The sequence below is a fragment of the Ralstonia sp. AU12-08 genome (assembly GCF_000442475.1).
Taxonomy (GTDB): domain Bacteria; phylum Pseudomonadota; class Gammaproteobacteria; order Burkholderiales; family Burkholderiaceae; genus Ralstonia; species Ralstonia insidiosa.
In genome coordinates, this window is the sequence record NZ_ASZV01000050.1 from 30920 (window position 1) to 43411 (window position 12492).

Sequence of the window (12492 nt, forward strand, 5' to 3'; positions counted from 1 at the left end):
CGCTATGTGCTTTTCCGCGACGGCCAGCTTTGGCTCCGGCACGCTACTGCTGGCAATCGGCACCGTGACGCTGCGTATGGCGCGCTGCCCGGCGGAGCGCCCTTATGCCGCCATCCCATTGCTGTTTGCGATCCAGCAGCTTGTCGAGGGGGTGGTCTGGCTCAGTTTTGGTGGCCCCGCTTGGCTTAACTTTGTTGCTACGCAGGTGTACTCATTTTTCTCCCACGTACTGTGGCCGGTGTACGTCCCCTTAGCGGCATGGCTGCTAGAGCCCCGGGGTCCGCGCCGCCGAGGGTTGTTGGCCTTTGTGGTTATGGGTCTGGCTGTGGGTGCATACCTGTTGTACAGCCTGGTGGTCAACCCGATTCAGGCGCGCCCGATGGCAGGCCATGTGGACTACCAGTCCCCGCATTTCTACATTGTCGCGTCGATGACGCTGTACCTGCTTTCCACGACGGTGAGCCTGTTGCTCTCCAGCCATGTTTGGGTCAAGGTGTTCGGGGCGCTCACGCTGGCCGCTTCGTTCACCGCCTACGTTTTCTATGCCCATTGGTTCATTTCGGTGTGGTGCTTCTTCGCCGCGCTGCTGAGTGGCGCTGTCGCACTGCACTTCATCGCACTGCGTTCGATTCCCCAACAACGGATTCCCTCATGAGCACAACCAACACATTCGAGGTGGCAGGGCTACTATCGCCGCTGGCAGCGCGCGGCGTCGAAAAGCACCTAGCGCAGATGCCGGGCATTGAGCATGTCTCGGTCAACGCGGTGGCCGGATCGGCCACGGTGACGTACGACCAGGGGCGCATTGATCCGGAACGCATCCGGGCGGCAATCCAGGACTGCGGGTACCACTGTGCGGGCGAAATGTTGCCCCGGCACATGTGCGGGCCGATGGAGCATGCTGTGGCGCCGGCACACGCGCACGGCCATATTCAGCACGAGCATCCTGAGCGGCACGTACATGCCGCTGGTGGGCCGGCCACAGCGGAGGCGCCCGTCGCGCACGACCACGCCGCGATGGCTCACGGTGGCATGGATGCAATGGCCCACGAGATGGGCCATGGCCCCGGTATGGATGCCAAGGGGATGGCGCGCGACATGCGCAACCGTTTCTGGGTCTGCCTGGCGTTTACGGTGCCGATCTTCCTGTATGCCCCGATGGGCATGGATTTCATCAAGCTGAAGCCACCGTTCGGCTTGGATTTGGGGCTGTGGCTGTTCCTGCTCGCCACCGCTGCGGTGATCTACCCCGCGTGGCCGTTCTTCGTCGCCGCCGCGCGTGCGTTGCGCAATGGCGTGCTCAACATGGCGGTGTTGGTGGTGCTGAGCGTCGGCACCGGCTACGTCTTCAGTGTCGGCAGCACCTTCATTTTCGGCGGTGCGCAGTTCTATGAGGCTGTGTCGGTGTTGCTGGTGTTCATTCTGCTGGGCCACTGGCTGGAGATGCGCGCGCGCGCAGGAGCGTCGGAAGCCATCCGCGCGCTGATGGATTTGGCCCCGCCAAAGGCCACTGTCTTGCGCGCCGGCAAGGAAGTGACTGTGGCGACCGCCGAAGTGCTGCTCGACGACATCGTCCTGGTGCGTCCTGGCGACAAGATTCCGGTTGACGGCGAGGTGCTCGAGGGCGGTTCTCAGGTGGACGAATCGATGCTCACCGGCGAGTCGATGCCGGTGAAGAAGATGGTGGGCGACAAGGTGATTGGCGCGACGATCAACAAGAGCGGCAGCTTCCGTTATCGTGCGACCAAGGTGGGTGCCGACACCGCGTTGGCGCAGATCGTCAAACTGGTGCAGGAGGCGCAGAATTCCAAAGCGCCAGCGCAGTTGCTGGCCGACCAGGCCTCACAATGGCTGGTCGTGATCGCCTTCCTGATCGGTGTGGCCACTTTCGCTGTCTGGTACTTCGTGCTCGGGCAGCCGGTACTGCTGGCACTGACACTCACGATCACGGTGTTTGTGATTGCCTGCCCAGATGCACTGGGGTTGGCGACGCCGATGGCGGTGATGGTGGGTACCGGCCTGGGCGCGATGAACGGCATCTTGTTCAAGAATGCTGCGGCGCTGGAGGACGCGACACGGCTAAATGTGGTGATCTTCGACAAGACCGGCACCCTGACGCTTGGCGAGCCGGAAGTGGTCGATATAGCGGTGGCCCGGGACGTAACGCCAGACGACCTGCTGCGCGTTTCAGGCTCGGTCGAAAAGCTCTCCGAACACCCGCTTGCGGTCGCGATCCTCAAGCGTGCCGGCGCACTGGCCTCCGAAGCGGTGACGGATTTCACCAACATCGATGGGCAGGGCACGCAGGCGGTGGTGGCCGGTCGGCTGGCCCTGCTCGGTAATCGGCGGTTGATGGAGGCCAATGGCGTTGACCTTGGCGCGCTCAAGGCAGATGCCGACCGTCTGCAGGGCCAAGGCCGCACCGTGGTGCACGTCGCACACGGCGGTCGCCTGATCGGTTTGATCGCGATCGCCGACGCAGTGAGGCCGTCTTCGGCCGAGACGATCAAGGCACTGCATGGCCGCGGGGTGCAGGTCGCAATGCTAACCGGTGACAACCGTTCGACCGCTGAGCGCATTGCGAAGGAATTGGGCATCGACATCGTGCTGGCCGACGTGCTGCCGGGCGACAAGGCCGCAAAGGTCAAGGAACTGCAGGGGCAGGGCAAGAAGGTCGGCATGGTGGGCGATGGCGTCAATGATGCTCCGGCGCTGACGCAAGCCGACGTGGGCTTCGCGATCGGTGCGGGCACCGATGTCGCGATGGAGAGTGCCGATGTGGTCCTGATGAAAAGCGATCCGCTGGATGTGGTCGGTGCGATTGAACTGTCCCGCGCGACCTTGCGAAAGATGCATCAGAACCTGTGGTGGGCGGTCGCCTATAACGTAGTGGCGTTCCCGTTGGCGGCCGGCGTACTCTACCCATTCACGATCAGCCCCGAGGTGGCGGCGATTACCATGTCGGGCAGCTCTGCGCTAGTGGCGATTAACGCGCTAATGCTCAAGCGAACCCGGCTGACTGGAATCCGACGCGCAAGCGCGGCGACGGTCCACAACGGCGTGACCGCTCCGGTGGCCGCTCACGGCGCGGGCTGAAGGCATCATGCTTAATCAATCGTCCGCCACTCCCGCACCCCTCGATGCGCGGGCCGTCAGGCCAGCGTTGGTCGTGCTGCTTGCTCTGGTATTTGTTGTCTCTCTCGGCTATGGAGTCGGGCTGCCGTTGCTGCAGTTGTATCTGGCGCAGTACCTGCCTGGTGCGACGCGGCAAACGCTGGCGTGGCACGTTGGCATGCTGGGAGGAATCTACACGCTCGCGCTGTTCATCTTTGCGCCGTGGTGGGGCCGCCAGTCGGATCATCGTGGGCGGGCGGCGGCGCTGACTACCGGCTTCGCTATGTTTGTGCTGGGAACCGCGATGGTCGCGCTAATACCCAGTCTCATGGCGATCTATGGCGGTCGATTGATCGCCGGGGCGGGGGCAGCGGCTATCGTGCCCGGTGCCCAGGCCTATGTGACCGACATCAGCAATACCGAGGACAGGAGTCGGCGCTTTGTGCTGATCGGTAGTGCATCGTTCGTTGGCTTTCTCGCGGGCCCCGCGTTCGGTAGTTGGCTTGCCGGGCCGCTGATGGGCATGCCTGCAGGCCAGATGCCCAGTATGGTCAACTGGCCCGCGTTGGTGGTCGCATCGGTCGGACTGCCACTTCTGTTGGCGGTTCGCCGCTGCCTGAGCACGACCAAGCCGATCTTGCTCGACAGCGGCTCGGTGCAGATGACCCGGCAGCGCAAGCGCTTCGTTGCTGTATCGATGCTGTTAGCCCTGCTGGCGTCCTTTGCCGCAGGTACCTTCGAAGTCGGCTTCAGCCTGTTTGGTGGCCAGACACTGCGCCTACCCAACTCGATGATTGCGGTGATGTTTGTCACGTGCAGCCTGGCGATGCTCGCCGCGCAGGCTTTGCTGCTGCTTCCGGCAGTGCGCAAGCATATCGACCATCGCTGGGTTGCCGGCGCATTTGCCGGCTCAGCGGTGGCACTGGGCTTTGCCGCACTGGTGCCCGATGCCGCCGCGCTTGGGCTGCTAATCGCCGTGGTGGCTACCGGCGTCGGCATGATTGGACCGGTGCTGTCTTATGAGTTGCTGGAAGGTGACCGTAGTTTCGCTGGGTCGCTGTTGGCAAGGCAGGCAGCCGCAGGCAACCTGGGGCAGGCACTAGGTTCGGTGAGTGCCGGTACCCTGTTTGGATGGAATACGTTCGCTCCATTTTGGGCAGCGGCGGCTGTGTTGCTGCTTGGTAGTGTGGCTGCACTGCGTTGGTGGGGCGCGGCGCGGCAGGCTGAACGTCAGCCAGAGCAGCGCAGCTTTCAAGCAGAAGGAGAAAGGCAGACGAGGGAAGGGCGGGGCGCATGAACAACAATGAAAATTCCTCGTGCTATGTGCGCGCATTGTGCTTTTGAGGCCGCTTTCCAATGGCAGCGCACCGAACCGGCAATTCGTGGATGGTGTAACACGTGACGGCGGATGTGACCTATCAGCGCCATTTGCTCCTTCCAATTGAACTGGGGTTCAAAGCCGTTATTGCATAGCTCGACAGGCTTGCGCGCATTCCTCACACGCACGTGCGCAAGTTTGACAGTGGTCGTGTGCATGCTTCGCGCACTCTGCGCCGCATTTCTGACAGATGGTTGCGCATAATACGCAAACGGCTTTGGCTTGGCTGCTGCCGCGTGCCATATAACCAACGGCAGTCTGGCACAACTCCGCGCAATCGAGATCCAGGCGAATACAGTCGGCAAGTTCCGCCGGGCTTGGCTCGTTGAGGCAAGCCACAGCACAGTGCAAGCATGTGACCTGACACGCGTTACAGGCGTCGAGACATTCTTGATAGGTTTGGTGAGACATCGTCGTTCTCCTGGGTGGTTGGCGTACCGACATGGCATGCGCACCCACGAGAAAGCAAGGACGGCGCCTTGTGCCAAAGAGGCGGGGCACGTTGAGTCGCAAATGGCCAGATCTGTCCGAACCGTAATCGGACCGCCATGTGGCGGTCATGTGCGCTTTCCGCCAGTGGCCCATGGTGAACCGAAGTGTTCGCGCTCTCGGCGGAATGCGGTCGGCACGTGGAGACGCGCGTGCGCCACGACGACCACAAGGCCATGTCGCGGGGGTGTGCCGGATCGCATTGGGCAGCAAATCACCAACGTAGCAGCGCCACAGCAAAGTGGTCTAGAACTAGCCTCTGGTGGACGGTGTCGAGCCGGTGCCGAACCCGTACACCTCTATGCGTCGTGACATCACCCAGCGGGCGCTACCGCGCGCACCAACAACTTCGGTACGCATTGCCATATCGTGCTGTTTTGGGACACCGATTACCATCTCATCGCACGCTAGTTGCTCGTGGGTGGTCTGACCTGCATCAACAGGCTCCGTGTGCAACGACTTAAGCTAAATGCACATTCCCAAGAAACGGAGGTGCGCCATGTCCGCAAGTCGCCGCGCATTGCGAGGCTCAGTCACCGTCCTGTTCGCGATTCTGAGCGAGATCGCTCTCGGCCATCCAAAGCTGGTTTCATCGAGACCAGCGAACAATTCTGAAGTGGCCGCCCCAAAGCGAATCGAATTGAGATTTTCAGAGGAACTTGTATTCCCGCCTTCGGGAGGTAATCTAGTTATGGCGTGGCTGCCGGGCCGGGCGCTTCACGGGCCGATGAAGATTCCGGCTGAAGTATCGCGTGGCGGAGACGCCAAGACGGTCGTTATTCAGCCGACTCAACCTCTCATGGCTGGTTCCTATCGCGTTGACTGGCAAGCGGTCTCATCCGATGGGCATCCTGTCAATGGCAGGATCGTATTCCGAGTACGATGAAGCGCCGATCCTCATCGTTTGAGTCCATCGGAGTGGCGCGCGAAACCGGCGGCTGTTTCGGTTTGCGACCCAAAATGCCCGCCAAGCCCGGCTTGGCAGTAGTCGCCGCAGTGTGCAAAGAACTATACAGACAATATTGCGGCATCGATGCAACGCGGTAGGCGGATAGAGAACCGTGTGCGCCCGTCAATGCGCGCAACGGTGATGGTGCCGCCGTGCGCCGCAACGATCGCTTTGGTGATGGCCAAGCCAAGGCCGGCACTTTCCGACTCGGGCCGCGCGCGCGATTTGTCCGCCCGGAAAAAGCGCTCGAAGATAAATGGCAGCAGCTGCGGCGCGATCTCGCTGCCGTCGTTGTCTACCGAAACCGTCATGCCGTCGCGATCATCACTGACCGAGACGACCACGCGGCCATGTCGCGGGGTGTGCCGGATGGCGTTGGAGAGCAGGTTGCTCAACGCACGGCGCAGCATGAGCCGGTCTCCTGTGACGTGTCCATCGCCCCGCGTTTCGAGCAGGACAGCCTTGTCTTCTGCAAGCGCGTCATAGAAATCGAACAACGCGCGGATTTCGTCAGCGATGCGGATGTCTTCGGCGCTTGGCAGCGTCAGGCTGTGCTCCATCTTGGCGAGGTACAGCATGTCGGACACCATGCGTGCCAGGCGCTGCAGTTCCTCCGCATTGGAGGTCAGCACATCGCGATACTTCGTGCCCTCGCGCGGCTGGGATAGCACGACCTCCGTCTGCGTGAGCAGGTTCGTGATAGGCGTACGCAGTTCATGGGCGATGTCGGTCGAGAAGTCCGACAAGCGGCGGAAATCGTTCTGCAGGCGCTCCAACATGCCGTTCAGGGTCGCGGCAAGGTCCGCCACTTCGACTGGCACGGTATCAACAGGCATGCGTTCATCGAGCTTGTCGGCAGTCACCGTGCGCGCCCGCGAGGCCATGGTGCGCAAAGGCGCCAGGCCTCGGCGTGCAGCCCACCAGCCGAATAGGCCCGTGGCCAGCGCTGCGACGGCGATATAGAAAGCGAGCGTCCCGCGGAAGGTGTGGAGGAAGTGGGCGTGAATGTCCGTGTTGATCCCCAGCAGGACATCAAGCTCGCCCGATGATCCATCTCGCAGTGGGATGGCCGCGTGCATGCCCCGATATTGCTGACCGCCTTGCGCCCAAACGAGGGTTTCGCTGGTATGCCGCAACTGCGCCAGCGCTTGCGTTGCCGCTTGAAAATCGAAATCCTGGGTTACGTACAGCATGTGCCCGTCCGAACCCTGGATACGAGCTACGAGATCGGTGCGATGTTGGATTGCCTCGCGGATGCGTTCGGGGACCTGTTCGGCGGGACTCGATTCGACAATCTTTTCAATGACGCTGACGTTCTCGCGCAGCGCGGTGTAGTCCTCCACCGCAAAGTGCTGATCCATGGCCAGCGCAATCACCACGCCCAGGCCCAGCAAGACGGCTGCCGAACACAGCGAGAAATACGCGGTGAGCCGAGTGGTCAGGGAGAACTGCCCCATCAGGCCGCGTCCTCGGGCGCTTCCAGTACATAACCCATGCCGCGTACCGTTTGGATCAGCTTCGGCTCGAAGTGGTCGTCGATCTTGGCGCGCAACCGGCGAATGGCGACGTCGATCACATTGGTATCACTGTCGAAGTTCATGTCCCAGACCTGCGAGGCGATCAGGGAGCGAGGCAAGACCTCGCCACGGCGGCGGACCAGCAGCTCCAGCAGGGAGAACTCCTTGCTCGTCAGCGGGATCTTCTGGCCTCCGCGTGAGGCACGACGGCGAGCCAAATCCAGCACAAGGTCGGCCACTTGGATTCGGTCGGACGAGACGGCACCGGTTCCCCGGCGCAGCAGCGTGCGGACCCGGGCTAGCAACTCAGCAAACGCGAATGGCTTCACCAAGTAGTCGTCGGCGCCCATTTCAAGGCCTTTGACGCGGTCGGCCACGCTGTCGCGGGCGGTCAAGAACAACACCGGCACCGCCTGTTCCGCAGCGCGCAACGATTGGACGATCTGCCAGCCATCCACGTCAGGCAGCATCACGTCCAGCAACAGCAAGTCGTAGTCGCCCGACATGGCCAGATGGCGGCCGTCAGTACCGTTGCGTGCCAGATCGACCACAAAGCCGGCTTCGGTCAGGCCTTGCTGCAGATACTCTCCGGTTTTGGGCTCGTCCTCGACGACCAACAGTTTCATATCGCGCCTGAATCACTTCCTATGATTTATGGGCTGTAGAGTACCGCGCTGCAGGCGGCATCACACCAAGATGACGGATTTGTAATGTTTCAGTCAGGTCGGGGTAGCCTGGCGCTGGGTAGCCTGCACCCACCTTTCAGAGTCGGACATTTTGTTAAGGAAATCTCGATCATGCGCAGCAATCGTGCATCCGGCCTCGTGCTACCGAACCTGCCGCGGCGGCGGTTTGTGCAAGGTTTGGCTGCCGGCGGTGTCATCGCCGGTTTGGGCCTGGGTGGTTTCACTTCGGCGGCATCCGCTGCGTCCACCGCGCTGGGGACCGCACCAGTGCTGCGCGGCACCGAATTCGACTTGGTGATCGACGAGACGCCGGTCAACTTCACGGGCAAGCCGGCTATGGCCACGACCATCAATGGCATGCTCCCGGGGCCCACGCTGCGCTGGCGCGAGGGTGACACCGTCACCTTGCGCGTGACCAATCGCCTGCGCGAGCCGACGTCAATCCACTGGCACGGCATTGTCCTGCCGTTCGAGATGGATGGCGTACCGGGCATCAGCTTCCACGGCATTCCGCCCGGCGAGACCTTTACCTACCGCTTCAAGGTGCGACAAAGCGGCAGCTACTGGTACCACTCGCATTCGGGCTTCCAGGAGATGACCGGGGTCTATGGCGCCCTCATCATCGATGCCGCCGGCGGTGACGCGATCCGGGCCGACCGCGATTACAGCGTGCTGCTGTCGGACTGGACCGACGAAGATCCGATGCGCGTCCTCTCCAAGCTCAAGACGCAGGGCGACTACTACAACTACCACCAGCCTACGGTGGTGGACTTCTTCCGCGACGTTTCCAACGATGGCTGGAAGGCGGCCATGGAAAAGCGGGCCATGTGGAACCAGATGCGCATGAACCCGACCGATCTGGCCGATCTCTCCAGTGCAACGCTCACCTATCTGACCAACGGCGTCACGCCGGCCGGCAATTGGACGGGCCTGTTTACGCCGGGCGAGACTGTGCGGTTGCGCTTCATTAACGGCTCCGGCAACACGTTCTACGACGTGCGCATCCCGGGGCTGAAACTCAAGGTGGTTCAGGTCGATGGGCAGAACATCGAGCCGGTCACGGTGGACGAATTCCGCTTCGGCCCCGGCGAGACTTGCGATGTGCTGGTCGCGCCCAAGGACGACGCCTACACCATCTTCTCGCAGTCGATGGACCGTACTGGTTATGCACGTGGCACGCTGGCTGTCTGCCGGGGCTTGCAGGCTGCAGTGCCTGCGCTCGACAAGGTGGAATGGCTGTCCATGGCTGACATGATGGGTGACATGGGCGGTATGGGTGGCATGAGCCACGGTGGCATGTCGGGCATGGACCATGGTGCGATGTCCGGTATGAACCACGGCGGCATGCCCGGTATGGATCATGGCGACATGCAGATGATGGACGACACTGGCATGACCATGATGGACTCCGGCGGCATGCAGATGATGGACCACAGCCAGCATGCGGAATCCGGCGGAGCGGCTAACAGCTTGAAGGTGCCGAGCAAGACAGCACGGCACGCGCGCACGGAATACGGTCCGAGCACCGATATGCACGTCGACATGGCGCGCACCAACCTGGACGATCCCGGCGTCGGTCTGCGCAACAACGGGCGCCGCGTTCTGGTGCTCGCCGACATGCATACCATCGGCGGTCCGATGGATAAGCGCGGTCCGGAGCGCGAGGTGGAACTGCACCTCACCGGCAACATGGAGCGCTACACGTGGTCGTTCGACGGCGTGGAGTTCGGCAAATCGACACCTGTGCACTTCCGTTATGGCGAACGGCTGCGCGTCATCCTCCACAACGACACGATGATGACGCACCCCATGCACCTGCATGGTATGTGGAGCGAACTGGAAGCGCCGGACGGTACGTTCCTCGCGCGCCGGCATACCATCCCCGTCCAGCCCGCCCAACGGATCAGCTTTCTCGTCACAGCGGACGCGCTGGGTCGCTGGGCCTGGCATTGCCACCTGATGTTGCACATGGATGCGGGTATGTTCCGCGAAGTGGTGGTGGTCTGATGCTCGACTTTCACAGCGGATTGATCATGCACAAGCACGTAAGAACACTGTTGACTGTGGCGCTGGCTGCCGCCGGCATCGGCGTTGCCTCGGCCCAGGAAATCCAACTGATGAACGGGGAGACAACCCCGGCGTCCCAATCTGGCGCTCAGAATACTGGCAGCTCAATGCAGGGGATGGACCACGGCTCGATGCAAGGCATGGACCACGGCAGCATGAAGATGCAGGATGGTTCGGCGCCGCCCGACGCACGCGATCCCGATGCTTACTCGGGCGGATACCAGCTCGGCACCGGCAAATACGCACTGGGCGATCCCCGCCACATGATGATGATGGCGGACGCGCACAACTTTGGCTCAGTGCTGGTTGACCGGCTGGAGTGGGTGCACGGTAACGATGCCAATGCAACCGCCTACGAATTGCAAGCCCGGTTCGGCAGCGTGTACAACAAAGCGGTCCTAAAAGCCGAAGGCGATGTCTCAAAGGGGCGCTTCGAAGAGGCGCGCACCGAGTTGCTGTGGAGCCATGCCGTCACAACGTTCTGGGATACCCAGCTCGGTGTGCGGAATGACACGGGTTTCGGCCGACCCACACGCAACTGGGTGGCCTTCGGCGTGCAAGGTCTGGCTCCATACTGGTTCGATGTCGAGGCCACCGCCTATGTGGGCAATAGTGGACGCACGGCATTGCGTCTGTCCAGCGAATACGAGCTGTTGCTGACCCAGCGGCTGATCCTGCAGCCGCGCATCGAAGCCAACTTCTATGGCAAGCGCGATCCCGATCTCGCCGTTGGCAGCGGGCTTTCCAACGCGACGGTGGGCTTGCGGCTGCGCTATGAGTTCAGCCGCCAGTTTGCGCCCTATATCGGCGTCGAACGCAGTCAGGCATTTGGCGGTACCGCCAACATGATCGAAGCGGCCGGTGGGCGCCGCGGCGACACCCGTTTTGTTGCGGGTGTGCGCCTCTGGTTCTAGTTTTCTCAACTCCCAACCACAAGGGTGTTTCTATGTTCACGTCTCGTTTTGCCACCAAGGCCATCATTGGCACGTCCTTGGCGCTTCTGGCTTCGGCCGCGTTCGCGCATCCCAAACTGGTCTCTTCGACGCCCGCCGATCAGGCGGAAGTGACTGCGCCGACGAAGATCGAGCTGAAGTTCTCGGAGACCCTCACGACACAATTCTCCGGGGCCAATCTCGTCATGACGGAGATGCCCGGCATGTCGGGGCATAACCCGATGAAGGTTGGCGCAAAAGTCTCCGCCGGCGACGACGCCAAGACGATGGTCATCACGCCCGCACAACCGCTGACGACCGGGACGTACAAGGTGGAGTGGCGCGCGGTCTCGTCGGATACCCACCCGATGACGGGGAATTTCACGTTCAAGGTGAAGTAAGGCCATGGCGGACGATTGGCTCAATATCGCCCTGCGCTTTGGGCTGTACCTGGACTTGACGATCCTTTTCGGGGTCTCGCTGTTCGGGGTCCAGGCGTTGCGACCCGATCACCGGGCCACGGCGATTGCGCGCCGATACGTCCGTGCCGTCGGAGTCACTGCCGCATTGGGCATCGTGCTGTCGCTCTGGAGCTTCGTTGTCATGGCCAAGGCGATGACGGGGGCCACCGAGTACGCTGAACTCACCAGCCATGTCTTCAGCATGATGCTGACCACCACCGCGGTTGGCCTGGCCTGGATGGCGCGATTGGTGGCCCTGGCCGGATGCTTGGTCGCCGTTGCGCGTTTGCGGAAGCACCCAGCGCCTCACTTCGGCGTGTGCGCCGGGCTGGGTGCGGTGGCTCTGCTAACGGTCACTTGGGCCGGGCATGGGGCGATGGACGACGGTGTGAAGGGATACCTTCATCTCACATTTGATATCGCGCACGTTTTGGCCGCGGGCGCCTGGGTTGGCGCATTGGCAGCGTTTGTGCTGCTGGCGTCGACAAGACAAGCGGCCTCATCGGAAACGGTGGAAATCCTTAGTCACACATCCAATGGCTTCGCGCGTCTTGGGACGCTGATTGTTGCCACGCTGTTTGCGACAGGGACGTTCAACTATTTTTTGATCGTTGGGCCGACGATTAACGGGTTGTTCACCACGCCATACGGGCGCTTATTGTTGATCAAGCTGGCTTTGTTCGCGCTGATGCTCGGACTGGCCGCAGCCAATCGTTATCGGCTGAGCCCACGGCTTGCGGCGGCGGTTAGGGCCGCAGACCACGTCCACGCGGTGATAGCACTGCGCCGCAGTCTGGTCATGGAAACCAGCCTTGCCATACTGATTTTGGCGTTGGTCGCTTGGCTTGGTGTGCTTTCGCCGCCTGGAACCTGATACTGCTTACCTGTTTGCCGGAGGA

At 61.9% G+C, this 12492-nt stretch carries 11 protein-coding genes; 8 read left to right on the plus strand and 3 right to left on the minus strand.

Annotated elements, in window-relative coordinates:
• Positions 1-4: 4 nt before the first annotated feature.
• Genes C404_RS55665 through C404_RS55675 form a run of 3 tightly spaced genes read left to right on the plus strand, consistent with a single transcriptional unit; the run spans position 5 to position 4411 of the window.
• Positions 5-655 (plus strand): DUF6629 family protein, encoded by a 651-nt coding sequence (locus tag C404_RS55665; RefSeq protein WP_004635145.1) that lies wholly within the window; start codon positions 5-7, stop codon positions 653-655.
• Complete coding sequence (locus C404_RS55670) at positions 652-3096, plus strand: heavy metal translocating P-type ATPase (protein ID WP_004635142.1); 2445 nt, start codon at positions 652-654, stop codon at positions 3094-3096. Before C404_RS55665 ends, C404_RS55670 begins: the two co-directional genes overlap by 4 nt.
• 7 nt (positions 3097-3103) lie before the next feature.
• On the plus strand, positions 3104-4411 hold the full coding sequence (locus tag C404_RS55675) for an MFS transporter (RefSeq protein ID WP_004635140.1): 1308 nt from the start codon (positions 3104-3106) through the stop codon (positions 4409-4411).
• A 165-nt stretch (positions 4412-4576) separates the two neighbouring features.
• Here the strand turns inward: C404_RS55675 and C404_RS59700 are convergent, their stop codons facing one another.
• Positions 4577-4903, minus strand: a complete 327-nt coding sequence (locus C404_RS59700) for a four-helix bundle copper-binding protein (protein WP_012435756.1) — start codon at positions 4901-4903, stop codon at positions 4577-4579.
• A gap of 577 nt (positions 4904-5480) precedes the next feature.
• Between C404_RS59700 and copC (C404_RS59705) the strand changes: the two genes are divergently transcribed.
• Positions 5481-5867 carry a copper homeostasis periplasmic binding protein CopC gene (gene copC, locus C404_RS59705; protein ID WP_009277764.1) on the plus strand — a complete coding sequence of 129 codons (387 nt, stop codon included), beginning with the start codon at positions 5481-5483 and terminating at the stop codon, positions 5865-5867.
• Between the two features lie 122 nt (positions 5868-5989).
• Here the strand turns inward: copC (C404_RS59705) and C404_RS55680 are convergent, their stop codons facing one another.
• Both C404_RS55680 and C404_RS55685 read right to left on the minus strand, forming a co-directional pair.
• The gene (locus tag C404_RS55680) at positions 5990-7387 is read right to left on the minus strand and encodes a heavy metal sensor histidine kinase (protein ID WP_009241690.1); all 1398 of its coding nucleotides are present in this window, start codon (positions 7385-7387) and stop codon (positions 5990-5992) included.
• Entirely contained in the window at positions 7387-8073 is a 687-nt protein-coding gene (locus C404_RS55685) for a heavy metal response regulator transcription factor (protein WP_012435757.1), read from the minus strand. Before C404_RS55685 ends, C404_RS55680 begins: the two co-directional genes overlap by 1 nt.
• A gap of 171 nt (positions 8074-8244) precedes the next feature.
• Between C404_RS55685 and C404_RS55690 the strand changes: the two genes are divergently transcribed.
• From C404_RS55690 to copD, 4 genes are read left to right on the plus strand one after another with little or no spacing between them, the layout of a single operon-like run.
• Complete coding sequence (locus tag C404_RS55690) at positions 8245-10140, plus strand: copper resistance system multicopper oxidase (protein WP_009241688.1); 1896 nt, start codon at positions 8245-8247, stop codon at positions 10138-10140.
• Positions 10140-11114: a copper resistance protein B gene (locus C404_RS55695; protein ID WP_009241687.1), complete on the plus strand. Its 975-nt coding sequence runs from the start codon at positions 10140-10142 to the stop codon at positions 11112-11114. Before C404_RS55690 ends, C404_RS55695 begins: the two co-directional genes overlap by 1 nt.
• A gap of 32 nt (positions 11115-11146) precedes the next feature.
• A complete protein-coding gene (copC, locus tag C404_RS55700; RefSeq protein ID WP_009241686.1) occupies positions 11147-11533 on the plus strand; it encodes a copper homeostasis periplasmic binding protein CopC in 387 nt (128 codons plus the stop codon).
• A 4-nt stretch (positions 11534-11537) separates the two neighbouring features.
• Positions 11538-12467, plus strand: a complete 930-nt coding sequence (gene copD / locus C404_RS55705; protein ID WP_009241685.1) for a copper homeostasis membrane protein CopD — start codon at positions 11538-11540, stop codon at positions 12465-12467.
• The last annotated feature ends 25 nt before the right edge of the window (positions 12468-12492 follow it).

What these genes read in the sequence shown, in the direction of transcription:
- C404_RS55665 (WP_004635145.1), top strand. Translation starts at nt 5, where the DNA reads ATGTGCTTTTCCGCGACGGCCAGCTTTGGCTCCGGCACGCTACTGCTG.
- C404_RS55670 (WP_004635142.1), top strand. Translation starts at nt 652, where the DNA reads ATGAGCACAACCAACACATTCGAGGTGGCAGGGCTACTATCGCCGCTG.
- C404_RS55675 (WP_004635140.1), top strand. Translation starts at nt 3,104, where the DNA reads ATGCTTAATCAATCGTCCGCCACTCCCGCACCCCTCGATGCGCGGGCC.
- C404_RS59700 (WP_012435756.1), bottom strand. Translation starts at nt 4,903, where the DNA reads ATGTCTCACCAAACCTATCAAGAATGTCTCGACGCCTGTAACGCGTGT.
- copC (WP_009277764.1), top strand. Translation starts at nt 5,481, where the DNA reads ATGTCCGCAAGTCGCCGCGCATTGCGAGGCTCAGTCACCGTCCTGTTC.
- C404_RS55680 (WP_009241690.1), bottom strand. Translation starts at nt 7,387, where the DNA reads ATGGGGCAGTTCTCCCTGACCACTCGGCTCACCGCGTATTTCTCGCTG.
- C404_RS55685 (WP_012435757.1), bottom strand. Translation starts at nt 8,073, where the DNA reads ATGAAACTGTTGGTCGTCGAGGACGAGCCCAAAACCGGAGAGTATCTG.
- C404_RS55690 (WP_009241688.1), top strand. Translation starts at nt 8,245, where the DNA reads ATGCGCAGCAATCGTGCATCCGGCCTCGTGCTACCGAACCTGCCGCGG.
- C404_RS55695 (WP_009241687.1), top strand. Translation starts at nt 10,140, where the DNA reads ATGCTCGACTTTCACAGCGGATTGATCATGCACAAGCACGTAAGAACA.
- copC (WP_009241686.1), top strand. Translation starts at nt 11,147, where the DNA reads ATGTTCACGTCTCGTTTTGCCACCAAGGCCATCATTGGCACGTCCTTG.
- copD (WP_009241685.1), top strand. Translation starts at nt 11,538, where the DNA reads ATGGCGGACGATTGGCTCAATATCGCCCTGCGCTTTGGGCTGTACCTG.